This is a genomic window from Blastococcus aggregatus (assembly GCF_900221005.1).
Taxonomy (GTDB): Bacteria; Actinomycetota; Actinomycetes; order Mycobacteriales; family Geodermatophilaceae; genus Blastococcus; species Blastococcus aggregatus.
In genome coordinates this window covers 1-24,563 of the sequence record NZ_OBQI01000001.1, presented here as the reverse complement: position 1 = coordinate 24,563, position 24,563 = coordinate 1, and the positions used below count along the sequence as shown (strand labels likewise).

20 protein-coding genes are annotated in these 24,563 nt (G+C 71.8%); 16 read left to right on the top strand and 4 right to left on the bottom strand.

Annotated features, from left to right (window positions below):
- Positions 1-54: 54 nt before the first annotated feature.
- On the top strand, positions 55-792 hold the full coding sequence (locus CRP29_RS00100; protein ID WP_097193065.1) for a PIN domain-containing protein: 738 nt from the start codon (positions 55-57) through the stop codon (positions 790-792).
- 141 nt (positions 793-933) lie between these two features.
- On the opposite strand, the gene CRP29_RS00095 is transcribed toward CRP29_RS00100, so the two are convergent.
- Positions 934-1,398: a LysM peptidoglycan-binding domain-containing protein gene (locus tag CRP29_RS00095; RefSeq protein WP_176522765.1), complete on the bottom strand. Its 465-nt coding sequence runs from the start codon at positions 1,396-1,398 to the stop codon at positions 934-936.
- 540 nt (positions 1,399-1,938) lie between these two features.
- Here CRP29_RS00095 and CRP29_RS00090 point away from each other — a divergent pair.
- The 14 genes from CRP29_RS00090 (at position 1,939) to CRP29_RS00025 (ending at position 16,014) form a co-directional block, all read left to right on the top strand.
- On the top strand, positions 1,939-2,802 hold the full coding sequence (locus CRP29_RS00090) for a hypothetical protein (protein ID WP_097193063.1): 864 nt from the start codon (positions 1,939-1,941) through the stop codon (positions 2,800-2,802).
- Complete coding sequence (locus tag CRP29_RS00085; protein ID WP_097193062.1) at positions 2,799-3,176, top strand: hypothetical protein; 378 nt, start codon at positions 2,799-2,801, stop codon at positions 3,174-3,176. The genes CRP29_RS00090 and CRP29_RS00085 overlap by 4 nt, the downstream gene beginning before the upstream one ends.
- A complete protein-coding gene (locus CRP29_RS00080) occupies positions 3,176-3,982 on the top strand; it encodes a hypothetical protein (RefSeq protein WP_097193983.1) in 807 nt (268 codons plus the stop codon). Before CRP29_RS00085 ends, CRP29_RS00080 begins: the two co-directional genes overlap by 1 nt.
- A gap of 139 nt (positions 3,983-4,121) precedes the next feature.
- Entirely contained in the window at positions 4,122-5,579 is a 1,458-nt protein-coding gene (locus tag CRP29_RS00075; RefSeq protein ID WP_245852201.1) for a hypothetical protein, read from the top strand.
- Positions 5,576-7,090, top strand: coding sequence for an SCO6880 family protein (locus CRP29_RS00070; RefSeq protein WP_097193061.1), 1,515 nt, complete (start codon positions 5,576-5,578; stop codon positions 7,088-7,090). Before CRP29_RS00075 ends, CRP29_RS00070 begins: the two co-directional genes overlap by 4 nt.
- Positions 7,087-8,592, top strand: a complete 1,506-nt coding sequence (locus tag CRP29_RS00065) for an ATP-binding protein (RefSeq protein ID WP_097193060.1) — start codon at positions 7,087-7,089, stop codon at positions 8,590-8,592. The genes CRP29_RS00070 and CRP29_RS00065 overlap by 4 nt, the downstream gene beginning before the upstream one ends.
- Complete coding sequence (locus CRP29_RS00060; RefSeq protein ID WP_097193059.1) at positions 8,589-9,758, top strand: M23 family metallopeptidase; 1,170 nt, start codon at positions 8,589-8,591, stop codon at positions 9,756-9,758. Before CRP29_RS00065 ends, CRP29_RS00060 begins: the two co-directional genes overlap by 4 nt.
- Before the next feature lie 58 nt (positions 9,759-9,816).
- Positions 9,817-11,727 (top strand): type IV secretory system conjugative DNA transfer family protein, encoded by a 1,911-nt coding sequence (locus CRP29_RS00055; protein WP_097193058.1) that lies wholly within the window; start codon positions 9,817-9,819, stop codon positions 11,725-11,727.
- Positions 11,724-12,281, top strand: coding sequence for a hypothetical protein (locus tag CRP29_RS00050; RefSeq protein WP_176522764.1), 558 nt, complete (start codon positions 11,724-11,726; stop codon positions 12,279-12,281). Before CRP29_RS00055 ends, CRP29_RS00050 begins: the two co-directional genes overlap by 4 nt.
- On the top strand, positions 12,281-12,838 hold the full coding sequence (locus CRP29_RS00045) for a hypothetical protein (RefSeq protein WP_097193057.1): 558 nt from the start codon (positions 12,281-12,283) through the stop codon (positions 12,836-12,838). The genes CRP29_RS00050 and CRP29_RS00045 overlap by 1 nt, the downstream gene beginning before the upstream one ends.
- Positions 12,839-12,854: 16 nt before the next feature.
- Positions 12,855-13,151, top strand: coding sequence for a hypothetical protein (locus CRP29_RS00040; RefSeq protein ID WP_097193056.1), 297 nt, complete (start codon positions 12,855-12,857; stop codon positions 13,149-13,151).
- Positions 13,152-13,154: 3 nt separating this feature from the next.
- On the top strand, positions 13,155-14,468 hold the full coding sequence (locus CRP29_RS00035; protein WP_097193055.1) for a hypothetical protein: 1,314 nt from the start codon (positions 13,155-13,157) through the stop codon (positions 14,466-14,468).
- A 65-nt stretch (positions 14,469-14,533) separates the two neighbouring features.
- A complete protein-coding gene (locus CRP29_RS00030) occupies positions 14,534-15,043 on the top strand; it encodes a GNAT family N-acetyltransferase (RefSeq protein WP_141437014.1) in 510 nt (169 codons plus the stop codon).
- A gap of 212 nt (positions 15,044-15,255) precedes the next feature.
- Positions 15,256-16,014 carry a phosphotransferase gene (locus tag CRP29_RS00025; RefSeq protein WP_097193053.1) on the top strand — a complete coding sequence of 253 codons (759 nt, stop codon included), beginning with the start codon at positions 15,256-15,258 and terminating at the stop codon, positions 16,012-16,014.
- An 83-nt stretch (positions 16,015-16,097) separates the two neighbouring features.
- Here the strand turns inward: CRP29_RS00025 and CRP29_RS00020 are convergent, their stop codons facing one another.
- Complete coding sequence (locus tag CRP29_RS00020; RefSeq protein ID WP_097193980.1) at positions 16,098-16,736, bottom strand: CG0192-related protein; 639 nt, start codon at positions 16,734-16,736, stop codon at positions 16,098-16,100.
- Positions 16,737-16,921: 185 nt separating this feature from the next.
- Here CRP29_RS00020 and CRP29_RS00015 point away from each other — a divergent pair, with 185 nt between their 5' ends.
- Entirely contained in the window at positions 16,922-17,683 is a 762-nt protein-coding gene (locus CRP29_RS00015; protein WP_097193052.1) for an SDR family oxidoreductase, read from the top strand.
- 157 nt (positions 17,684-17,840) lie between these two features.
- Here the strand turns inward: CRP29_RS00015 and CRP29_RS00010 are convergent, their stop codons facing one another.
- Entirely contained in the window at positions 17,841-18,710 is an 870-nt protein-coding gene (locus CRP29_RS00010) for a class I SAM-dependent methyltransferase (protein ID WP_176522763.1), read from the bottom strand.
- Between the two features lie 40 nt (positions 18,711-18,750).
- Positions 18,751-24,243 (bottom strand): MobF family relaxase, encoded by a 5,493-nt coding sequence (gene mobF / locus CRP29_RS00005; RefSeq protein WP_245852485.1) that lies wholly within the window; start codon positions 24,241-24,243, stop codon positions 18,751-18,753.
- Between the last annotated feature and the right edge of the window lie 320 nt (positions 24,244-24,563).

Here is a 24,563-nt window from a genome sequence, read left to right as displayed (position 1 = left end):
GGTCCCCCGCCCGGCGCGCAAGGTCGGTCACGTGGTGGCTGGTAGAAACCGCAGGTGCGCATCGGCCTGTACGTGGACGCCTTTAACGTCTACTACGGCGCCCGGGGTCACTGCGGTCGCGGCACCACAGGCTGGCGCTGGTTGGACCTGCCCGCGCTGGCCACCGGATTGATCAATCCCTACCTGTGGCCGGACCCGGTCCTCACCCGGTTCGTCTACTGCACAGCCGACCGGAACCGGGAAGGCGATCCGACCTCAATCGCCGACCAGACCACTTACCTCTCCGCCCTGCTCGCCAGCTACCCGCAGGCGGTCATCGCTAAGGGCTACTACGTGCCGCGGGTCAAGACTGGTGTCCTCGTCGACCAAGACCACCCGCCCCAGCGGGTCCCTTCACCCGGTGCTGAAGAGCTGCCCGGCTGGCTGCCGGCCCGGGAGACCACCGGCCCCGCAGGCGCTGAGGAGCTCCTGGTATCGGTGACGACGTTCGAAGAGAAGGGCTCGGACGTCAACGTCGCCAGCCACCTGCTCATCGACGTGCTGATCGGCAAGGTCGACGCCGCCATCGTCATCTCCAACGACAGCGATCTGCAGTTCCCCCTCCAGCAAGCCCGCCTGCACGTGCCGGTAGCCACCATCAACCCCACCAAGCGACCCACCCCGGCCGCCTTGCAGGGTCACCGGTACGACGGGGCCGGCCGGCACTGGTGGCGCCGGCTCGACGCCACCCACTTCCGCACCCACCAGCTACCTGACCCCATTGGAGGACTTCGCCGCCCCAGTGGCTGGTAGCTCGACAGTGACCTAGCTAGGGCACTACGATCTGCGCATACCACCCGGTTCTCTCGCCTCACGGCGAGGGGCCGGGTCTTTTTGTTTCGGCGTCCGTTCTTCTGGCCGGCCGCCGGTTGCGGCGGCCGGCCAGAAGATGGATCAGACCGGAATGCGGAGCAGTTGGCCCTTCTGGATCTTGTCCGGGTCGGTCAGGCCGTTGGCCAGCACGATGTTGTCGACCGTGGCGCCGTACTGCTCGGCGAGCTTGGTGAGGGTGTCCCCGGCCGCGACCTGGTGGGGCTGGTAGCCGGTGACGCCGGCCAGCACCACCACGGGGACCTCGACCAGGCCGGTTCCCTCGGACTCCAAGGATGGGTCGTCGCCGAAGACCCGCAGGACGGCGGGCCCGGAGTAGTCGGTGGAGACGTCGGCCTGGTGGACGAAGGACTCGAGCGAGCCCATCGAGCCGGCCTGGAAATTGCCCTCGGCGATGGTGGTGTTGCCGTTAAGCAGGCGCCAGCCGTAGCTGGCTTCGAACGCGGTACCGATCGCCGCGATGGCGATCTTGGTGCCGATTATGTCGCCGGCCAGGGGCTGCCGGAGCTGGATGCCGTACGGGTTCATCTGCAGGTCTCCTCGAGGACGTTGCGAAGCCGTCAGCCGACTGCACTCACGGCGGGATGGTCGAGCGCAGGCAGCCTGACAGCGCCCTCTGACAGTTCCGACCCGGTTGCAAGCCGGAAACCTCCAGCCCCGGGCTAGGACTAGCCCGACGCCCCGCATGCCACGGCGCGCTCAGTCACAGACGAGGCTCCCCGGTGCGGTTTGCCCCCGGGCTAACGGGGACTCGATGAGCGCCCCTGACCGGTAGCGAAGCGAGCGACAGCATCCGCCGACCCCGTGGCACGGGTCTCCGCTACTCCGTCAGTAATTCTCCGGTGCGAGCGACCCTGTCCGCAGCAGGCTGCATCGGAATCCACGAGACCGCAGGAGGCCGCGTGCCTCCACCGGCTGGAGGACCACTGGAGGTTCAGTCGCCACCGTCGGCGCATGCAGACAACAGCCCCGCATCGGGAATCGAGGCGCGACCGGCTGAGCCCTGACGCGCCGCCGTCGGCGGCGATGGCTCCTCCCAGCCCCACCGCTCTTCAAGAGGCACGGTCGATGACCGTGCCCGCCATGCGCGCGGCCGTCGTGGCCATCCGCGCTGGGCTCTTCGACGACGTCACCGACGACGTCCTCGCACACGAAGACCAAGCGTTCGGGGCCGCACTCCGCGGCAGTGCTGGCCAACCGAATCACTCGCATGTCCCGTGGGGGCGAGCGGGCGTGGGCGGCCTCGCCGTCTTGGTCGTGGCCGGCCACGCCGGGGCAGGTGCTTCCACCGTCGCGCTGGCGCTGGCCGAGGGGCTGGCGGAGGGCGGGCGGGTGCAACTGGTCGACTACTCGGAGCCGGCCCGGTCGGGGCTGGCGGCGGCCCCGACCATCGAACTGGGCATCGACAGCGCCGGGTGGCGGTGCGGTCGCCGCGGTCCACTCGATGTCGTCCGGCTCGCTTCGCGTTCCGCCGACGGAGCGCTCCCACGGCTCCTGGAGGCCGACGCGGACGCCACGGTGGTGGTGGACGCGGGTTGGTCGACGACATGTGCGCTGCTCGACTCGTCGAGGTCGCTCGTCGGCTGCGCTCTGGTGGTCGTCACCCGGGTCACGGTTCCGGCGGTCCGGCAGACCGAGCGCGTCCTGGCGACCGTCGGAGGAGAGGCCGTGGTCGCGGCGGTGGGCCCGGCGTGGTGGCCACGGCTGGTCGAGGGCAGCTGCGGTCCGAGGCTCCGTGAGGCGCGGTCGACGGGACGAGTTGTTCCGGTGCCTGTTGACCGGCGCTTGCAAACCATCGGGCTGACCGGGGATCGGCTACCGAAGTCGGTGGCCGCCGCGGGTCGGGCGTTGGCCGCGCTGGTGGTCCCGGCGGGGCTCCCTCGGCGCCGGGCGGTGCGGTCCTGGGCCGGGCGGGACGGGGAGACCCGATGACTGTCAGGCAAGGGGCCGCGGCGGTGCGCGTCGCGCCGACTGTCGTATTGGTCGCTGTGGGTCTGATCGTGCTGACCGCGGGGCCTGCCACCGCTGGGCCCGTCGAGCTCACGGCGGCGGTCTGCCCGGAGGCGCCGCCGGGGGTGGAGGCCTTCGCCGATCAGGTGACGGCGTGGGTGAAGTGGGGGGTGCTGGCGCTGATCGGGATCGCCGCGGTCGTCTCGCTGGGCTCGGTACTGGTGGGCCGGATGTTCTCTCATCCGCATGCCTCCCGGTACGGGGCGATGGGCATCGCGGTGGTCGTGATGGTGGCCATCACCTACACGGTCATCCTGGTCATCCTCGGATCGATCACCGGCAGTGGGTGCACCTGATGCGCCGCCGTCGAGACGTCCATGACAGCGGTGCGCCGGAGTGGAGCCCGGCGCGGCTCCTTGCGGCGCTGGTGGTGAGCGCCGTGGTGGTGCTGGCGGTGCTGGCCGGCCTGGTCCTGGCGGTTGTCGGGAGGCTCACAGAGGAGCCGGACGACAGGGACGCCGCCCGACAGGCTGCAGCTCCCTCCCGGGGCATGTCGCGTCACGATGCGCTGGCCGCTGCGCCGATGCCGACCGCCGACCCGCATGACGCGCTGCCCGGCCCGGTGTCGAAGCAGGCTGCCGGCGTCCTCGAGCTGCCGCGCGCCACGGGCATGGGCGCGGCGGAGGTGCCCACCGGCTTTCCGCGGACTCCGGAGGGTGCGCTGGCGCAGTTGGCGGCGATCGACGTGACGGCGATGCAGAGCGGCTCGATGGACGGCGTTCGACGGGTCATCGCCGAGTGGGCCGCTCCTGGCGGGCCGACCTCAGAGACGTGGTCCGGGGTGGACGGCATGGTGAGCCTGTTGTCTGCGGCGGGCCTGTCCGGTGCGGGGTCGCCGCAGCTGGCGATCGTCGTCCGACCGGTGATGGGGCTGATCAAGGGCACGGTGGGCGAGGACTTTGCCGTGGTCTGCGTGAACTTCGAGTTCACCGTCACGGTGGAGCAGACCTCCCGGATCGCGATCGCCGACTGCCAGCGCATGGCCTGGGTCGGGGACCGGTGGGTCATCGGCCCGGGGGAGGAGCCGGCGCCAGCGCCTTCGGTCTGGCCAGGCACTGACGCGGCCATCGCAGTCGGCTACCGGGACCTGCGCTATGTCTGAGCGACGACGGGGAGGGCGTAGCGGCTGGGGGTACCGACTGGGAGCGGTCCTTCTTCTGTCCGGGGGGATCTGCGTGGTGTCGACAGGTCCAGCGGCGGCCGCAGACCAGATGGTGACGGCCTTTCCGGCGGTTCCAGGGGTGGGCGGCTCGCTTCCGTGCCTGCCGATCAACCCGTTCTGCGTGGTCGGCGAAGCCGCCGGCGCCCTGGTCGAAGACGTCTGGGTCAATGCCATGTTGTCGCTGTGGGAGGCCGGGCTGTGGCTGCTGGGTTTGGCGTTCTCAGTGATCGACGCTCTGGCGACTCCGGATCTGTCCGCCGGCGGCCCGCTCGCCGCTGTATATCCGGTGACCTTCGGCATCGGCGCGAGCGTGGCCGCGATGATGGCCATGGTCCAGCTGGGCATCGCGGCAGTGCGCCGGGACGGGCAGACGCTGGGCCGGCTGCTGATCGGACTGCTGCAGTTCGGACTGGTCTGGGCCGGCTACCTCGGGGTGGCGGCGCTGCTGGTCACCGGCGTCTCAGGACTGACCACCGCCCTGCTGCGCAGCCTGCTCGACATCGACACCATGGCCGCTTTTGACCCGTCGATCAGCGTGAGCCGCGACTTGGTCGACGGCACGGTGGCCACTGTGCTGGGGGTCAGCTCGATCTTCCTACTGGTGCCGGCCAGCGTGGGCTACCTGCTGCTGATGCTGGTCCGCGAGGCGGCGCTGATCGTGCTGGCCGCAACCTCGGCGATCTCGGCAGGGGGACTGCTGGCGCAGACGTCGAGCACCTGGTTCTGGCGCAGCCTGCGCTGGTTCCTAGCCGCGCTGCTGGTTGCCCCTGTCGCCGTGCTCGTGCTCGGCGTCGGCGTGACCATCACCGAGGGCATCCTCACCGGAGCCGAGGAGACGAGCACCGAGGCCGCGATCGGGATGGCGGTCGTGGGCTGTCTGCTCATCCTGCTCGGAGCCATCTGTCCGCTGGCGCTGTTCCGGCTGCTGGCCTTTGTCGACCCGGGCACGTCGAGTGGGGCGTCGTTGCGCTCGTCGCTGGCCGCATCCGGCGGCGTCATGGGCGCGCTGCAAAAGGCTGGTGCGGGGCGAGCGGCCGTGGCCACCGCGGCGGCGGGTGCGGCATCCGGTGGGGTAGCCGCCTCGGGCGCCGCGGCGCAGCTGGCCGGTGACCGGGCGCGGGGCGAGTCGACCGCCGACGCGACGACCAGTTGGCGCTTCGCCGGCGCGCTGCGTGCGCTGACCACCGGCACGTCCACGGCCGGCCGACTGGCCGCGGGGGTAGCCGCCTCGGCGTCAGACGTGCTGTCGGGTGCCGGAGTCGGGCACTCCCAGCCCTATTACGGGCAGCCGCTGCCCGCTCGGGTACCGGTGCGCGCCAACGGCTCGGTTGGAGGGACGGCGACCGGAGGCGGGCAGGGCCGAGGGCGTCCTGACGACGGCGGGAGGATGCCGACGAGACCGACCGAGCACGGGCGGACCCAGCGCCCCGAGGACAGCCCCGCTACGGCCTGGCCCGCCGAACGCCTCGACGGCATGGCACCCGGCCGGCCCGACGAGAGCGGTCCAATCGGCCCCCACCAGGACGACGCCCGATGAACGCCGTCCGCTACGGCGACTACTCCCGCGACGTCTCCGGCTGGTTCCTCGGCATGACCGGTGCCCAGCTGGCCCTGGTCACTCTCGCCGGCGTACCGGCTCTGTTGGCCCTGAACGCGCAGGCGTGGGTGCTGTTCGCCGTCTGGTTGCCGGTGTGGGCGCTGCTGGCCGCCGTGCTGCTGGTCCCCGTCCGAGGGCGGGCCGCGGGCCGCTGGTTCGCCGACCTCTGCCTGCACGCGATCGGAGGTGCGATGGGCTGGACGGTGTTCGGCTCCCGGGCCGCGTCCGGGACGGCCGAGCGCCTGTCCGAGGCGGACCTTCCCGGGGTGCTCGCCGGCATCCGCACTCACGACGGACCGCCCTACGGGCAGCTGTTCACCCGCCCGGTGATCGTGCAGGACTCCGCGGCGCGCACGTGGTCGGCTGTCGCGCGGATCGACCATCCCGGCATCGGACTGGCCGAGCTGGGCGAGCGGGACCGGATGGGCGCGGGCCTGGCAGAGCTGTGCGAGATCGCCGCGCGCACCGAACTGATCGACGTTCTGGCCCTGCAGGTGCGCACGGTGCCCGACGACGGTGCCGAGCGCGCTGCCTGGGAGCAGGCGCATACCCGTGCGGACGCCGCGCCCCTGGCCACGCGGGTGAACGCGCTGCTGGGCGCCACCCTCACGCCGGCCGCGGTGCGTACCGAGGCCTTCGTGACCGTCGTCGTCGGCGAGAGCCGGACCGGGCGGGCCGCGAAGGAGAGCGGCGGCGGGGTGGACGGCCGCGCCCGGGTGCTGCACGGGGTGATGGCCGAGGTCGAGAGTGCGTTGCGCGGCCCGGTCGGCTGCACCGCCGTCACGTGGCTGGACTCGGCGGCACTCGCTGCCGCGGTGCGCACCGGCTTCGCTCCCGGCGACCGTGGCCAGTTGATCGCCGCCGACCTGGCCGCCGCCAACGGTGCTGAGCTGGCGACCGGGGTGCCGATGGCCGCCGCCGGACCCACCCAGGCCCGCGCCGAGCTACGGCACTACGTGCACGACTCGTGGGCGTCGGTCACCGACACGGTGCTGCTGCCCGACTCCGGCGCGGTGCTCGGTGCATTGGCTCCGGTCCTGGTGCCGACGACGGCGGGGGAGCGGCGTTGTCTGACGGTGTTCCTTGCCCCGCTGCCGCTGGACCGGGCCACCCGGCTGGTCGGGCGGGAGGACATGAGCGCCACCACCGGCAACGAGCTGCGCGCCCGCATGGGCTTTCGGCAGCGGGCCCGGCAGCGACGGGACACCGAGCGGATCGGTGCCGCCGACGAGAAGCTGGCCGCCGGGCGGGCGCTCGTCCGTCCCGCCGTCGCGGCCTGCGTCACCGTCCCGGCCACCTGGCCGGTGGACGAGCACGGCCGCCGGCTCGCGGCATCGGTCCGTGCCGCCGGCTTCGTGCCGTTGCGGCTGGACCTGGCACAGGACTCCGGCTTTGCCGCCGCCGCCATTCCCCTCGGCGTCGGGCTGCCCGACCGCAGGGGACGACGATGAACCGCCGCGGCTTCCGCCGGGGCCGGGACGTCGCCGTCCTGCTCGAAGATTTCGGTCACCGGCTCCCCGCCGTCCCCGCCGTGGAGGCAGGGGGACGAGAGCGCGGGCCGTTCATCGAGTTGGTGTCCCGCCGTGGGCCCCGTGGCCGCGGCCGGGGTCGGGCAGTGGCACCCGCGCCGCTGTCGGTGTGGCGGATGACGTCGGAGCAGACGCCGGTGGTGTGGCCGTTGATCGCTAGCAGCGGGCTCCCGCCTACGGGCGCGCAGATGGGCATCGACCTGCTGTCGGGCGGAGCGTTCTACTGCGATCCGGTCGGCTGGGTCACCGACGACGACATTCCGGTCACCAACCCGAATGTCGTGGTCTTTGGCAAGCCTGGCCGCGGCAAGTCGGCCACCGTCAAGGCTTTCGCGTTGCGCATGCTCGCGTACGGCTACCGCACGCTGATCCTGGGCGACACCAAGGACGAGTACGAGCTGCTGTGCCGCGCGCTGGGCGTGGAGCCGTTCGTCATCGGCCACGGACTCCCCGCCCGGGTCAACCCACTGGCCTTCGGCCCGCTCGGCCACGGCTGGGAGCAACTCGACGCCGCCGAGGCCCGTCGCCGCGAAGCAATCATGTTCGCCCGCTGGCTGGTGCTGATCCGTGGCCTGGTCGGCTCGCAGAACGTGCCCTTCGGCCCCGTGGAGGAGACCGCCGTCGGGGAGGCGCTGCGGCTGCTCACCGGCTACCGCAGCGGAGCCACCCGGCTGACCGAGCCCACCATCCCGCAGCTGTGGCAAGCCCTGGACGAGCCGACCGACGATCTCATCGGACGCTGCAGGTACGCCGACCGGCGGCACTTCCTCGACGCCACCCGCACTCTGCGCGATGCCCTCGGCTCGCTTGTGAAGGGCTCGTTGGCCGGGCTGTTCGACGACCACACGTCGATCGAGGTCGACTGGCGCGCGCCGATCCAGTCGTTGTCGCTGTCCCGGCTTGAGCCGCTCGGTGACCAGGCCGTCGGCATCGCGTTGACCTGCCTGAACTCCTGGGGGCAGGCCATGCGCGAGATCGCCGATCCGGGTGACCTACGCATCGTCATCCGTGACGAGACCTGGCGGCAGATGCGCCTCGGTGCCGAGGCGATGAAGAGCCTGGACGCCAACCTGCGGCTGTCCCGCCGCGACGCCGACGTGCAGATTCTGCTCGCGCACAAGCCCTCGGACATGCTCACCGCCGGCGACGCCTCCTCCCAGGCGGTGGCCATCGCCCGTGACCTGCTGCACCTGTGTGACATCAAAGTGCTGCACGGCCAGGACCATGCCGTCGCCGACGAGCTCGCCACCATGCTCGGGCTGACCCCGATCGCCCAGCGGGTGGTCACTGGCTGGGCGATCGCAGGCAAGGGCCGTGCCCTGTGGCTGGTCGGCGACCGGGCCTTCAAGGTGCAGACCGTCCTCACGGCGCCGGAGCTGGCGCTGACCGACACCAACGATGCCCTCACAGGACGTCCGGCATGAGCGGGACGGTGGAAGGACTGGCGCGGGCCTACGCGAAGCGGTGGCTTTGGAAGGTCGCCGCCCCCGTCGCCGTCCCGGTGTTCGGCGTGCTGACGCTGCTGCTGATCCCTCTCGCGGTTCTCGCCGCTCCGGAGGCGTCACCGGCGACGGCGTCGTCGTCATGCTCGACCGGCGGCACCGGCGCCACCGTCGCCGGCACAGAGCTGGACGCCGTCCAGATGGGCCACGCGCAGACCATCGTCACCGTCGCCTCGGCACAAGGACTCGACCCGCACGCGGCCACCGTGGCGCTGGCCACCGCGTACCAGGAGTCGCGATTCCGGATGCTGGCCAACGACGGCAGCAGGCCCCAACTCACCGCCGAGCAGGCCGCCGTGACCGCAACGAGCCTGCACTTTCCGCACGACGGGCTCGGCTCCGACCACGACAGCGTCAACACCTTTCAACAGCGCTGGATCGCCGGATGGGGCAACGTCGCCCAGCTGATGGATCCCGTCTACGCCGCCGAGGCCTTCTACCAACGACTCATCGAAGTGCCGAACTGGCAGATCATCCCGCTGACCGAGGCGGCTCAGGCAGTCCAGGTGTCGGCGTACGGGTCGGCCTACGCCCACTGGGAGCCGCTCGCCCGCGAGCTGACGGCCGTGCTGTGGCCGGCCGCCGAGGCCACCGCGGCCGACCCGGGCGGCGTGGTGGCCGGCGTCTGCCCAGGCCTGCCGGTGGCTTCCGGGTCGTGGATCCGGCCCACCGCCGGCACCGTGACCTCGGGCTACGGGCCCCGTGGGGGCGCCCTGCACGCCGGGGTCGACATCGCCGGACCCCGCGACGCACCGGTCTACGCCGCCGCCGACGGCACCGTAATCACCGCGGCGTGCACCAGCACCTACTGCGACCGCGACGGAAGCCTGAGCCTGGCCGGCTACGGCAACCTCGTCGAACTCGACCACGGCGTCGGGTTGACCACTCGCTACGCGCACCTGTCGGCCTACTCCGTCACCGCCGGGCAGCGCGTCAGCGCCGGGGCGCTGCTCGGGTTCCAGGGGTCCACCGGCAACAGCACCGGCGTCCACCTGCACCTCGAGGTCCGCCTCGCAGGCTCGTCCGTCGATCCGGTGCCGTGGCTGGCCGACCGCGGCGTCGACCTGCGCGCCTCCGATGCCGGATGAGCCGCCTGACCTTCTACGAGGGAGAAGCCATGCACCACGTGAGCGCAGGCGGTCGGCGATGAACGCCGGCCGGGCGCGGCCCGACGTCGGCCCCGCGAGCTGGGAGATCCCGCTCGCCGCCTTTCTGGTGTGGTTGACGGGCGCCGCGCTGCTCCTTCCGGCCGCCCGCGCAGCCGCAGCACTGCTGGCCGGCGGCGGCTGGGTGTGGCCGCATGGATCCTCTGCCCTGGTCGCCTCCGTCGGCGGCCTGCTCAACGCCGAGCCCACCGCCGGGCTGAACACCGCACAGACAGCGGCCCTACCGCCGCCGGCGGCTGTGTACATCGCTATCGCCGGGTCCCTCGCACTCTTCCTGGCCGCCAGCGGGGGAGCGGCCTGGGCCGCTCACCGATGGCTGACCGGGCGGTCGGGCATGGCGACCCGCAGTCAGGTCGCCGACGTGCTCGGCAGCGGTCGGCTGAGCCGCGTCGGCCCCGTCGTCCGTCCCGACCTGACCTCGGCTCGTCGGCCTGGGCTTCGCCGCGTGGTGAACACGGACGTGGGATGGCGATTGGGCCACGCCGCCGTTCCCGCCGCCGGGCAGCTGTGGGTGCCCTTCGACCGCACGACCGGCGTCTACGGCCCGCAGGGGTCCGGTAAGACTCTCGACCTGCTCGCCCCTGCTCTGCTCGACGCGCCCGGCGCGGCGCTGGTCACCCTGACCAAGGCCGAGGACCTGCTGCTCACCGTCGACGCCCGCGCCGCCGGCAACCGCCCCGTCGCCGTACTAGACCCCTTCGGCGCGGTTCCTGGACTGCCGGAGCTGGTGTGGGACCCCGTTGCCGGCTGCGTGGATCCCATGACGGCCGAGCGCCGCGCCAAGGCCTTCACCGCCGGCACCGTTCCCGGTGCGGTCACCGGCGGCACCACCGACTCTGCGGCCCGCTTCTACGCCTTCGAAGCCGCCAAGGTGCTTCAGGGCTACTTGCACGCCGCCGCGCTGACCGGCCGCACCATCGAGGACGTCCTGGAGTGGACCGCCCACCCCCAGGCGGCGACCCAGCCGGCCGACGTCCTGCGCGCTCATCCGCACGCCGCGCCTTTCTGGGACGGGCTGCTGCACGGTGCTCTGCACGGCGACCCGCGCACCGCGGGGAACACCGCCACCACGGTGCAGCAGGCGCTGACCCTGTTCTTCCAGGCGGACATCCGCCGCCGGTGCATTCCCGGACCCGGCCGGCCGGCCACCGACATCGCCGCGCTGCTGGCCGACGGTGGCACCGTCTACCTGCTCGGCCGCGAGGATCCCTATGCCTCGGCGGCCCCGCTGATGACGGCTCTGGCCGAGCACGTCCTCGACACCGCCCTGGAGCTCGCAAGAGACGCACTGTCCGGGCGGCTGTGCCCGCCACTGCTGGCCTGCTTGGACGAGCTGCCCTCCACCGCGCCGCTGCCCACTCTGCGCACTCGGATGGCCAACGACCGAGCCCTCGGGATCAGCTTCCTCTACGCCGCGCAGACGTGGCGACAGCTGGTGCTCATCTACGGCGAGGATGAGGCCCGCGCCCTGTTCGGGCTCACCAACGTGCTCGTCGCCTTCGGCGGCGGCAAGGACGGCGGCTTCTACCGCGAACTGTCCGAGCTACTGGGCAGTACCCGGGTCCGGCGCACCTCCTACAGCTACCGGGGAACCGGATGGTCCCGATCCACCCACGGTGAGACCGTGCCCGTGCTGCGCCCGGAAGAGATTCGCCAACTGTCACCAGGCAGGGCTCTGGTCGTCGCGGAGAACGCCCCACCGCTGATTGCCGGGCTAACCCGCTGCCTCGCCGGACGCCGCGGCGCTCAGCTGTTGGCCGCGCAGGCCTCGGCCCGCGACCGCGTCGCCGCCGCCCGCGAGCACACCGCCAGCGTGGCCGACCGCACCGGTCGCGCGCACGGCGCGGCCGCCCGCGCGGGTCTCACCCCGGTCGAGCGGGGCCTTCGATGACCGATCGCGGACTGGTCGTTCCGTTCCCGCCACCACCGCGGGAAATCCGCCGTGCCCTCGAGCAGCTCCGTCAGGCCGAGGACGCCGGCCTCGAGCCCGCTGGCCTGCGGCTGCTGGACCGGCCCTGGGACCCGGCGACCTGCTCGGCCCATCTGCGCACCCGGCTGTGGCCGTGGCTGGACGACGTCGCCGCCTGGCTCAACCACAGCTACGCATGGCAGACCACGCAGGCCATCCCCTCCTGCTGGCCTGCCCATCCCCACCTCGCGCACGAACTCGCGGTCCTCGCCTGCCTGCGGGCCACCGCGGCCGACGCGGCGGCCCCGCATGCGCTGGAGGAGTGGCACCGCTACGCGCTGCCCGCCTTCCACGCCCGCCTTGCCGAGCGGCTCGGTATCGGCTGCCCACCCGGCCGGCACACCGATTGGCCGGCCCGCTCCTGGGCCGCCGAGTACAACAACCCACAGGCGACCGCAGCGCGGCAGAGGCTGTTCGACGGCGACCTGAACGCCACTTCGACCGGCCACACTCCCGAAGCGGCAGGAGGCCAGTGATGGGCACCGCCTCACCGTCCGACCGCGGCGACTGGGTATCAATGCTCGCCGGCGTGCGGATCAGCCGCGCGTGGATGATCCGGCACACCCCAGACCTGTTGGCTGCCTACTGCGACGCCGGGACCGCCGTGGGCCGGCGCACGGTCGCCACGCGCATCCTGCAGATCGCCGCAGACCTTGAGAGCGAACCCGAGGACGCCGACGACGCAGCCACCGGCCCGGGCTGGCGGCAGCTTGTGGCGCGCATCGACGCCCGCCTCGTCCGCGGCCCGGACTGGCTACCGCTGGCCGCCGCGCTTGCCCGCGCCGCAACCGCCGGCTACGACGTCGCTGGCCGGCTGCCTGCGCTGGCCGCCGCCGCTCCGCTGCCCGCCCGGCACCCCGCTCGCGAGCTGCACTGGCGGCTGCTCGATGACTGCGCCGCCGCCCTTCCCACGCGGGGCGCCACCGATCACCACTCTTCGAGCGCACACAGCCCGGTCGGTCCTCCACAGATGTCCCGCAACAGCCCTGCAGCCGACCGCGGCGACGCAAGCGTCAGCAGAAACAACCCCTGAGGAAAGGACGTGCCCCATGTCCGTTGACACGGTCAGCGACCCGCTTGGCTACGCCGCCTCCCTGCTCGACGCCGTCGGCGCCGACCGGGAACAGGTGCCTGCCGACATCGCCCTGGAGTGCCTCTACGCCGCAGAACTCCTCGAGCTCGCCGGCGGACGCGTCGAAGCCGTCCCGCTGATCGACGGCGACCCCGCAGCCAGCATCCGGGCAGCGATGGGCGCACTCGGCCTCCTCGACGAGCACACCTTCGCCAGCACACCGGTTCTCGACGCCGCGCGCGCCGCTCGCCACGCCCTGCGACGGCTGGGCTGAGCGGTGGTCACCACCCTGCGGCAGCTCCTCGACGACGTCACCGACCGAGCAGGTACCCGCCCCCCGGGGGCGACCATCGAGGAAGTCAGTGGAGCGCTGGCCCACCTCGGCCGGGCGCTGACCGGACTGGCCGTGGACGGGCTCACCCCAGGCGACAGCCACCGCCAGCGCAACGCCGCGGCACTGGCAGCCGCCTGCACGACCGCCGGCCGGCTGTGGCCGCACAGCGGCGGCCCGCTCACCGACCTCGCCGGCGCCGCCGCCGACCTCGTGGGCCGAGACCGGGCCATCATGGGCCGCTCCCACCGCTGGGCGGCCACCGTGGAGGTAGCCGAGGTCGCTGACCACTGCGCCCGGCTCGGTCGCTGGCTGCTGCCGGAGACGGCGGCCCCAGAGCTGGACGTCGTCCGCCAGTGGTCCGCCACCATCGAGCGTGATGCGCAGGCTGATCCGCCGACCGCCGCGGCTTCCGTGGTGCTCGAGCGTCTGGTTCCCCTGCCAGGGCCGCCGTCCGGAGAGGCCGAGGTGACCGTCCTGGACGCCGCCGCTGGTCTCCTGGCTGCGCTCGACCGTGTACAGCGAGCCGACGACCTGACACTGAGGGACTTCCGTGCCGCCGTCGCCGCCGCCGAGCTCACCAGCCGCTGCGCCGCCGTCGCGGCGGGCATGACCGGACGGGACGCCGGACTGCTACTGGTCGCCGGGCTCGCCTGGCAGCTCGCTGGTCGCGCCAGCATGGTCTTCCACGACGGACCCCGCGGAGCGTCCGGCGACCGCGGAGGCGTCGTCTCGTCGTCGCAGGCGCTCGTCAGCGCCCTGCGCAACGAAGTCAGCGCGCCTGCCGACATGGGCGAGCAGCGCGGCCAGAAGACGTCTGCGGACGTGGCAGCTGCGGTCCAGGAGGCGGCGAATCAGATCCCAGTCCTCGCTGACCGGCTCACTTTGGCGGTCGAGCGCTGGTCCCGCACCGGCCGGCTGTTCGCGAACGCCCGAGACCTGCCACGCATGGACGTCATGCCCGAGGACCGGATCCAGGCGGTGATCGCCGGAAAACATGTGCGGGCCCTCGGCGACGACCTCGCCCACATCCGTCAGGCCGTCGGTCGGGCCGCTGATCTGTCGACAGGACAGGCCGATGCGCTGAACCGCGCCGGGATAAAGCCACTGGCGCAACGGCACCAAACCGACCGGCGGGACCGGGTCGCGAAGGTGCCCGGCGACGCCGAGCGCCTGCTCAGTCGTGCCCACGCCGCCGACCGCGACAGCAAGGGGATCCGGCTGCTCCCCGCACCGCGACAAATCCCACCGTCTCGATAGCCGATCCCCGAGCGGGACGCCGAGCGAGGCCTGCCCACGCCCGAAGCACGAGCGAAGATGGGCAGGTGCCCGACTCAACAGATACGTACCGAGTGCGACAGGCGTCGGCTGATGATCTGTCGAGCGTGCTCGAGGTACTTGCGCAGAACCAGGCGGTCGCCCCCAAACAGGCTCCGACCAGGCTTCAGGTTCCGTCCGAGCAACAGCGCAGCAGCTGGGATCGCATGGCAGCCACCCCCGACCTCACCGTGTATCTCGCGGTACACAGCCTGCCGGATGAGCAGGGAGCAGCCCGGGAGCGACCGGTGGGCACCGCCGCCATGATGCTCATGCCCCACCTCACCTACGATTGCCGCCCCTCCGCATTCATTGAGGCAGTGGTCGTCTCCTACGCCCACCGCCGTCGCGGCGTGGCTCGATTGCTGGTGCAGCAAGCACTTGACGACGCCCGCGCCGCTTCCTGCCGGAAGGTGCAGCTGCTTTCTCACAAGCGCCATGCTGACGACGGCGCGCACGAGCTATACCGGCGACTTGGCTTCACTGCAGAAGCCGAGGGCTTCCGCCTTTACCTGTAGCCCTGACTGAGGTGGGGCGGCAGCGCACGCTTGTTTCCAGAGGCTCATCAGCGGACGACGCAGAACTTTCCGTTAGCCGAACGGATACCGGAGCATCGCGGACTGCGTGGTGACCAGCTCGGCGCCGTCCGGAAGGGATCCCGTAACAGGTTCCTCTATCGAGATGGAGATTCCTCAGGCGGAGTTGTACGCGCAAAAGGCAGGATGGGGCCGTGGCGGAAAGCGAGGAACCCCTGTTCGGCGGCAACGTGGCCACAGGGGTGGTGCGCCTGGGGGCGACGGTGCGCAAGCCGGTCACCCCGGCGACGCCAGCGGTCGAGGCCGTACTGCGGCACCTGGAGCAGGTGGGCTTCACCGGCGCTCCGCGCTTTCTCGGCCGGGACGCAGAGGGCCGGCAGGTGCTCGAGTACGTCGACGGTCCCCTTGCCCACGCACTCCCGCCGATGGGCGCCGCTGACCTGGCCCGGGTGGGGCGCCTGGTGCGTGACCTGCACGAGGCCCTGGCCTCCTTTGAACCGTCTGACGAAGCCCGCTGGGACGTGGCGATCGCACCCGACCGCGACGAGCAGGTGTGCCACCACGACTTGGCACCGTGGAACCTCGTGCTCGGCGCTGACCGTTGGGTGTTCATCGATTGGGACGGCGCCGGCCCTGGCTCCCGCATGTGGGACCTGGCCTACACCGCACAGTCCTTCACGCCCCTGCAAGCCGGCGGCGACCCCGCCAGGGACGCGCCTCGGCTACGTGCCCTGGTTGACGGGTATGGCGCTGACCCCGCCCAGCGGGAGCAGTTGCCATCGGTGATCGAGGCGCACACCCGAGGCATGTTTGACCTGCTCGTCGACGGCGCCCGCTCCGGCCGTCAACCATGGGCCCGCCTGCACGCCGAAGGGCACGCCCGGCACTGGGGTCCCGCAGCGGACTACGTCGCCGAGCACCTCGACACCTTCGCAAGGGTCCTGTCAGCGTGACCTCGTACCGGGGTCACGCTGAACGATCCCTCTGCGGTCTATGGCAGGCGATCATCGGCCAGGGACGGCAATACTCTCTTGCTTCACCGCGCTAAGTCGAGGAAGGCCAGCACGACGGGCGCCTCTTGTCCCGGCCAGGTGCCGGTAAGTGTCATTCCGTGCACGCCGGTGGTCGACTTCGAGGTCGGCTGGTGCAGGAGCATGAGCGTGCTGCCCGCCTGAATCCGGGTGGTCGTGCCTTCGCTCGAGACTACGGCGGTGCACAGGTCGGGAACCTCAATCACTGAGGATCCGCTGCCGCGCACGTGGGTGGTGCTGATCTCCTGCACCAGACCCGTTTCGGTTGCCTCGAACAGGTCCGCCTCACGGCCGCCGGTCAAGATCGTGGTGGCAAGCGCAGTCGCGTACACCGGGTCGTAGCGGGCGTCATAGATCCAGCGGTCACCGAGCGTGGTGTGCGTCATGGTGGTGACCAGGGAGTGTTCGGCGGACTCGCGGGGTAAGCCGCGGTAGGTCAGCGGCACCTGCAGTACCTGACCGTCGGCGGTGCTGAGCAGGTGGGTCTCCATGCCCACCTCGCCGTCGGGGTCATCGAAGCGGTAGGACCCGAGCCGGGTCAGCACGGAAGTGTCCGTTCCCGCGGTCCATGGCTGGTGGGGCACCCAGGCCTGCAGAAGCTCAGCCTTGCTCGGCACGATCGTCGCCGGATGGTGGACCGCCATCCCGGAAGTCTGACAGATCGCCCCCTGCCCAGGTGACGCCTGCACCGACGCGCCGGGCGACTACGTCAGCGCGACTCCGGCACCACACGAGGACCTGCGCAGGTGATCCGCACAGCGATCCGCAGCCGGAACAGGTTCAGAGCCTCCCCCCGGCGATCTGCGATGGGACACACGATGATGAATACATGCCTCGAACGGCGTTGCTCACGGGAGTCGGGCGTCGACGGGGGATCGGAGCGGGTCTGGCCGCGGGTCTGGCGGCCGACGGCTGGGATTTGGTGCTTTCCTTCTGGCGGCCCTACGACGAGCGTCTCGGATTAGAGGCTGGACCAAACGACCCGCAAGCACTGGCTGACGAGCTACGCGATCTCGGCATCCGAGTGCAGCTCGCGCCGGTCGATCTCTCGGACCCCGCGGGACCTGAGACGCTCGTGAACGAGGCAGTCGACCAGCTGGGATCGCTCGACGCGCTGGTCATGTCGCACTGCGAGAGCGTGGATTCCGGACTTCTGACGACCACGGTGGAAAGTTTCGACCGCCACTACGCCGTGAACGTGCGAGCCACCTGGCTGCTGCTCGCGGCGTTCGCTCGGCAGCTGCCTGAAGCAGGCGGCTCGGTAGTCGCTCTCACCAGTGACCACACCGTGGGCAACCTGCCCTACGGCACCACAAAAGCAGCGCTGGACCGCCTCGTCCTCGCTGCCGCGCACGAACTCGGCGATCGCGGGCTACGAGCGAACGTCATCAACCCAGGCCCCATCGACACCGGCTGGATGACCCCCGAGCTGAACGCCAGCTTGATGGCCATGCAACCCACCGGACGGCTGGGAACAACCGTCGACATCGCGAACCTCGTCCGGTTCCTGCTCTCCGAGCAGGGCCAGTGGGTCAACGGGCAGCTGATCCACAGCAACGGCGGCTTCCCAAAGGGTCAACTGCCCGTTTGAGGAACCCGCCACGGCAACGTCCAGGTGAGGGAGCGGTCGGCCGCGACGTTTCGCAATGGGAATCGGTCTGTGACACACAGCAACGACCTGGGTTCGGCGTGTCAGTCGAGACACGGCTCTACTGCGGCCCATTGATGTGACCCGGTCAGCGCGCTGGCTACCGGTCCCGGCGGAGAACGTGCACGCTCGGAAGGGTCAGACCCAGGAACTGCCAAAGCTCCCAGTGCAGGTTGGCTTCGACGTGTGCAACGTCGTCAGGACCATACGTCGTCGTCAGTTCGTCGCGTTGGCGACGTAGCCGAGCCAACTGCAGAAGCTTGCGGGAGACGGGCTGAGTCCGCTCCTCGGCGTGCTCCCGCCAGCGGGTGCCGATCTCGATCGTCTGCTCGAGGAGCAGGCCGGACTCGGCGTAAATGGCCATCAGGCGCGCCGAGTCCATGTTGGCGGGCACGACACCGCGGTGGTGAGCCAGCAGTTCGCGGTCCGAGGTTGTCAGTCCGTTGTCTAGGACAGTGAAGACAATCATGGCTCCGCCCGGCCGGAGCGCTCGGGCAGCAGCACGCACGACCGCCGGCAGATCGGCCACCTGTTCGAGGACGTCGCGACACCAGATGAGATCGACCGACTGCATCGCGATCGGAGCTTCTTCCAACGTCGCCTGATGGAGTGAGACACGGTCGGCAAGACCAGCGACGGAGACAACCTCGGCGGCCTTCGCGATATGCACGGGCACTGGATCAACACCGATGGCGGTGATGTCGTGTCGGCGACAGAGCCCAATCAAGTGGGAGGCGTCGCGACACCCCACGTCCAGGACTACGTCTCCTGGCCGGATCAGGGACGCGGCGACGTCGAAGAGTTCGTCGGGTCCGTCGGGTGCCATGCTTACGTCGAGGTCGGCATAGATCCGCCACGTTCCGGGGCCATAGGTGGCGATCAGCGCCTCGACGTGACCTTGCTTCACGAGTTCGAGAATAGCCGCGGGCCTCATTGCGTGCGGCACCGAGAGGCTCTCAAGACTGGTCACGCTGACCGGCTGAGGTCCGGACGTCCCGCAACGGGAATCGCTACCGAGAAGGATGCAGGTACGACGCATTGCCTCCCGCGGCATGTCCCGTATGGGCCGTCCGGTGAAGGTCGTCACCAGGGGGCGTCAAGCGAGACACTCGATGCGCACCAGATTTGGTCCCGGTAGGCACCGAGGTACGGGAGTCGGCGTCGAGCACGGCCCTGTGGACGGTTCCGGGCGGCACGCCGAGGGCCTCGGTGACTCGATCGATGTGGGCCAGCCATTGGCCGGGTGGCAGGGCGACGATGATCGCGCCTGCCTCGCGCAGCGCCGCATGGATGTCCGAGTCGCTCCTGTCTCGCGGAGCCAGCGTTACGCGGGCGTCGAGAAGGGTGTCAGCGAGGGTGCGTGAGGAATCGATAGCCGCCCGCAGCCGGTTCGAGCCGTCACGGTGGAAGAGGTCGGCAGGATCGAGCCCGTCGGGCAGGGAAAGACGGCGCGGATCGTTGCCGCGGGCGGTGAGCTGCCAGTAGATGCGCTCGGCGGCCTTCTGCCCGGCCGGGTCGTTGTCGGTGGCCACGAGGATGCCGGGACTGTCGTCGCGGATGAAGCGGCCGAGGAGGTCGGCTTGCCGGTCGGTGATCGCGGTGCCGAGGGTGGCGACGCCGACGGTCTGCCCGCTACCGGCCAAGGTGACGGCAATGGCGTCCAGCGGTCCCTCGACGAGAGCCGGGGTGGCTTCCGCAGCCAGCGCGGCTCGGGCCTCGTGGAGGCCGAACAGGTGCTCACCCTTGCGGTAGAGGTCGGTACCCGGGGTGTTGAGGTACTTGGGTCCGGCGCGTCCGTGGTCGGCTGCGGTGGGGTTGCGGCGAGCGATGAAGCCGACGATCGCGCCGTCGGCGTCGTGGATGGGAAAGGTGAGCCGGTCGCGGAACCGGTCGATCAGCGCGCCGGTGCGGGCGCGCTGGGCGAGGCCGGCGGCGATCAGTTCGGTATCGATGGCGCCGAGGCCACGCAGGTGGTCAACGAGCGTCGTCCAGCCGGCGGGGGCGTGGCCGGGGGTGAAGTGCGGATCGGCGGTGAGGTCGGTGCCCAGCCGGTCGCGCAGATAGCTCGCCGCCCAGGAGGCGGAGTAGCGGTCAGTGAAGAAGGCGGCGGCCTGGGTGTTGAGCTCGATGAGTCGGTCGCGGCCAACCACGGCGGTGGCCCAGAAGTGCTGCTCGAGCAGGTAATCCGCATCGTCGGCGGCGTCGACTGCGCCGGTGAGGGCGAACGGGTCCGGCGTGAGGTACCGCGGCGGGGACGCCGGGGGAGGGGTGTCGTAGTCGGGGTCGAACGGCACGTCCTCGTCGCCGGGCGGCACGTCTGCCGGGTCGGTGGCGGTGGCAGGGGCGGGCAGAGACGGCAGCAGGTGCGCGTCGTCGGGTGGCTGCAGATCGGCCGGCAGCGGTTCGGGATGGTGCACGGGCGCTGGGTCGGTGAGGGCGGCGACCCGGAAGACCAGCGCCTCGGCGAGCCCGGTCGCGTCGCTGGTCACGGTGGGTGGCAACCCGGCGAATGCGCCGGTGAGCAGGTCGGCGGGGCACCAGCCGGTGCGGATGCCGTTGGTGACCGCGGCGACCAGCGCCGGCCACGCGGAATCGGCCAGCACGCGCCCGGCCTGTTCGTCGGACAGCCGGCCCAGCAGCGTGGCGCACCAGTCAGGGCGCGGTCCGGCCGAGCCCTTCGCGGGCACGGTGGCCGGGGCGACGTGCGGGGCCAGCCTCCACCACAGGGCCGCGGCGGGCAGGTCGTCGGGCAGGGGACGCTGCGCGGCGACGGCGGCGAGCATGCCGGCGGAATCGAGACCGGCGCGGTCGGCGGCGGCCAGCCGGTCGACGAGGACCGGCCAGTGCTCGTCGCGTCGGATATGAGGGTCGATGCCTTCTGCCAGCGCCGCCCACACCGAGCTGTCCCGGACGGGACCGGCGGCAGTCACCGCCTCGTCCAGTTGTGTCTGGGATCGGCGTTCCGCAGCCGGCCGCCGGGGCGGTCCGGTGGGCCGCCGGTCGCTGTCGGGAACGGCGAGTGCTGCGCGCCATACGGCGAGGTCAGCCCGCAGTCCCTCGTAGTCCGGGCCCAGGAGGCGCTGAGCCCAGACCGGCGCGGTGGCCGCGGTCATCTCGGTGGCGGCGGAGGCAACCCGTGCCGCGCAGGCGGTGACGTGGTCGGCGCGAGCGGTCAGGTAGGGACCCCACCGCGGATCATCGACCAGGGCGGACGGGATGCCGGGCAGCCACGGCATCGGGCCGGCCGGGCCGGACACGGGCAGCCGGTGATCGAGGACGGCAGCGGGGTCGTTCGCCGTCTCCAGTTCCCGCGACTGGGCCGTCATCCTCAGGACGGCGACAGGATCGGCGCCGGTGAGCGCGAGCAGCGCCAGGTGTCCGCGCAGCGCCGGCCACGCCGGCGCGCTGGTCAGCCCCGGGTGCAGACGCTCGGCGGCGTTCTCCAGTCCTTCTGCAGTCGCGGCACCCAGGCGGTGGTCGGCGGCGACGCGCAGCGCGTCGGCGTACCGCGTCGCGGCGGCGTGCAGCTGCTCGGCCGGGTCGGCCAGCGCTCGGCGGGCACCGGCCGCAGAGGTCTGGGCGCCGTCCCGGGCCAGCATGCCGGCGAGCAGGTCGGTGGCGGTCGGCGGGAGCACGGCGGCGGGGGTGACGATGCTGTGCGGATCGCCGTCGCCGACGGTGGCCAGGTACAGGTGGTTGGAGGCGCGCCCGCGGGAGAGCGCGACGTAGAGCAGCTGTCGCGACTCGCCGCCGGTGAGAACGGTGTGGCAGACGTCGGCGGTGGTGCCCTGGGCGCCGTGCACCGTGGTCGCATAGCCGAGCTGCACGTGCTCGCTGACGTAGCTAGCCGGCAGGGTGATCCGCCGTCCGGTACCGGTGTGAACGACGTCGAGGGCGCCGTCCCGGCCGACGGCCTGGACGGTGAAGCGGTCACCGTTCTTGACCCACTCGGTGGCGGTGATCGGCAGCCGCCGGTCGTTGGCGCGGGTTATGACCGGGTCCCCGGCCCCGGCGCGGGTGCCGTCGGCGAGCTCGATCTCCGCACCCGGGGAGGAGGCGGCGTCCGCCAGCCGGTCGGCACGCGCCCGCTGGTTCAGCTGTGTGACCAGTTCCCGGGTGGCTGCCAGCAGCAGTGCGTCCATGCCGCGGGCGGCGTCGGCGGCCCAGGCGGCGTAGGCCTGCTCCGCGCAGGCGGCCAGGTCCCCAACGTGCACCCGGCCGGCGTCGAGGTAGAAGCCCAGCCCAAGGGTGTCGCCGTCTCGGACGGCGACGGTGGCCGCGGCTTCAGCCGGGTCGGTGAAGCGCACCAGATGAGTGAGACTGACTGCGCCGTGGGCGGCGGCGATCTCGGACAGCACGCCTCCGGCGGCGACCGAGGTCAGCTGCTGGTGATCGCCGACCAGCCGCACCGATCCGCCCCGCCCCAGGACGTGCTCGACTCCACGGGCCAGCTCGCGGGTGCCGGCCATGCCGGCCTCGTCGACGACAACCAGCGTGGTCGGCCCGATGCCGGCCACCCAGTCGGGTGCCTGCCCGGCGTCGAGGCACCAGATGAGCTTGGCCAGCGTGTCGCACGGGGCTCTCAGGGACTCGCGCAGCCCGGCGGTGGCCACGGCCGACGGCGCCAGGCCGAGCACCGTGCCGCCGCCGGCGGTCCAGGCGCGGGCCAGGGTCGCCAGCGCAGTCGTCTTGCCCGCGCCGGCGGGGGCGAGGGCCAGTTGCACCCGGGCGCCGCTGCCCGCGAGCTCGCGCACCAGCTGCGCTTGGCCGGGATTGAGCTCGGCGCCGTTGGCGGTGGCTTCCAGCAGCGCCAGCTCCACCGTGGCCGGGTCGGCGCGTCGTCCGTCGCTGCAGCCGGCGGCCGACAGGAGCAGCGTCTCGGCGTCCAGCACCGCCTGGCTGGTGTAGAGCCGGGCACCGGCGACGGTGTAGACGCTGGCCCCGTCCGAGCGGCGCAGCTCCGCCGGCTCGATCACCGGATCCGACTCACCAAGGGCAACGGACAGAGCGGGGGAGAGCACCCCCTCGGTGACCTGGGTGACCGCGACGTCCACGTCGTCCGGTGCCAGGGCGGCGGCCCGCACCACCCGCTCGGCCTCGGCGCGCACGTGCCAGACCTGCCAGGTGGCCCGCGCTTCCGAGACGGTGTCCAGCACCCGGACGGCGGCCGACCGGACCCAGGCCTCGGTGAGCCCCGGGCGCGGGGACCCGCGCGCGCCCAGTGCGCGGCCGAGCATCCGGGTGATCCGGTCGGGGCCGCCGAGGACGGCGGTGGCCTCCCGCCGCCAGGTGGCCCGCTGCTCGGCGAGGGAGCGCGGCTCGTGCTTGGGGCCGCGGGTCTCCAACGTGCCCTGCTGCGCCAGCGCGATCGCCTCCACGGCTGTAGGCGGCCGGCCGTGGTCGCGCTGAAAGTCGCCGGCCAACACAGCTCGACGGGCGTCGATGTCCCGGCGCCGCGACGACCACGCGCCCAGCAGACGCTCGTCCATACCGGCGATCTCCCGCACCGTCCGCCGTCCCGGGGTGGAACCGGGGCGATCGGTGAACCGGACACCCAGGCGAGTGACCAGGTGGGCCTCCAGCCGGGTGTCGTAGCGCTCGGAGGCGGCGACGGCGGCCTTGTGCAGCACTCGCCCGTCCAGCGCCCGCCAGTGCCCATCGCGGGTCTGCACCTTGTTGCTCACCGCCACGTGGGTGTGCAGATCGGGATCGCCGGCGCGGGAGTCGCGGTGGGTGAACACCGCGGCGATCAGCCCGGTGGTCTCCACCTGCCGCACCCCGTCGGTGCCCAGCCGGGTGAAACTCGCGTTGTCCTCCAGCCAGGCCAGGGCGTCGGCGACCGCGGCGGCGTGGGCGGCCTCGACCTGCGCGGCCACCTCCCGCGGTGCCAGCGCCCACAACGCCGACACCGACTTGACGGGGGAGAAGGTGAGGTCGTAGCCGGCCACCGCCGTCGTCGCCGGCCGTGAGACCCGGGCGAGGAACCCCGACAGCTCCCGGGCATCGCGCGGCGCGCGGCCGTAGGCCTCGGCAAACGTGGCGCGGGCGAGGGTGCTGCGGATCCGCGCTCGGTCGCCGTCTGGGACCGGCGCTGTGGCGGGCTGCCCGCGGGCAGTGTTGAAGGCGGCGAACTCCTCCGCGCAGCGGGCGCGGAAGCCGTCGGCTTGAGGAGCGAAGACGTAGAAGGCACGACCCAGGGCCCCTGTCGCCCGCGCCTCCGGCGGCGTCTGTCCCCGGACCAGGGCCTCCTTCTCGAGCCGATCGGCGTTGGGATGCCGCCCCTCGCCGAAGAGCGACTTCATCTGTTCTTCGGCGACGGGCTGACCGGCCCTCACTCCGCTGAGCCCGGCCAGGCCGTTGCCGGTCCACCTCCCCGGCGACTCTCCGCGCTGGGAGTAGTAGTCACCCAGGCCCGCGTGACCCCGCTCCGTCGCGTCGAACGCTGCCACCTGCCGCGTCAGGTACGTGTAGCCGTCCCCGGCGGTCAGCTTGTGCAGCGTCATCACGGCCGCGGACCGTAGGAAGGTGGGCTCCACTACGGCCGCCGCATTTCTCCAGTAGCTCGGCGGCGGGAGCGCGTGGGCCGATGCACCCTGGTCGTTCACGTAGACGACACCTGGAACAGAGCTCTGCGGGCCACAACCAAGGCTTCATCCGCGGACCCTCAAGCCACCTGACGGTCGACGGCTGTCACTTACCCGCCGACCGCCAGAGCGTGGCCAGCCGAAATGAGCTCCTATGTGTCAAGACGGCCCGGGAGTAGCGTCCGGGTCGGCGGTGGGTGCGGTGGACTGACCGCAGCGAAGAGCAGGTCTGGGACTGA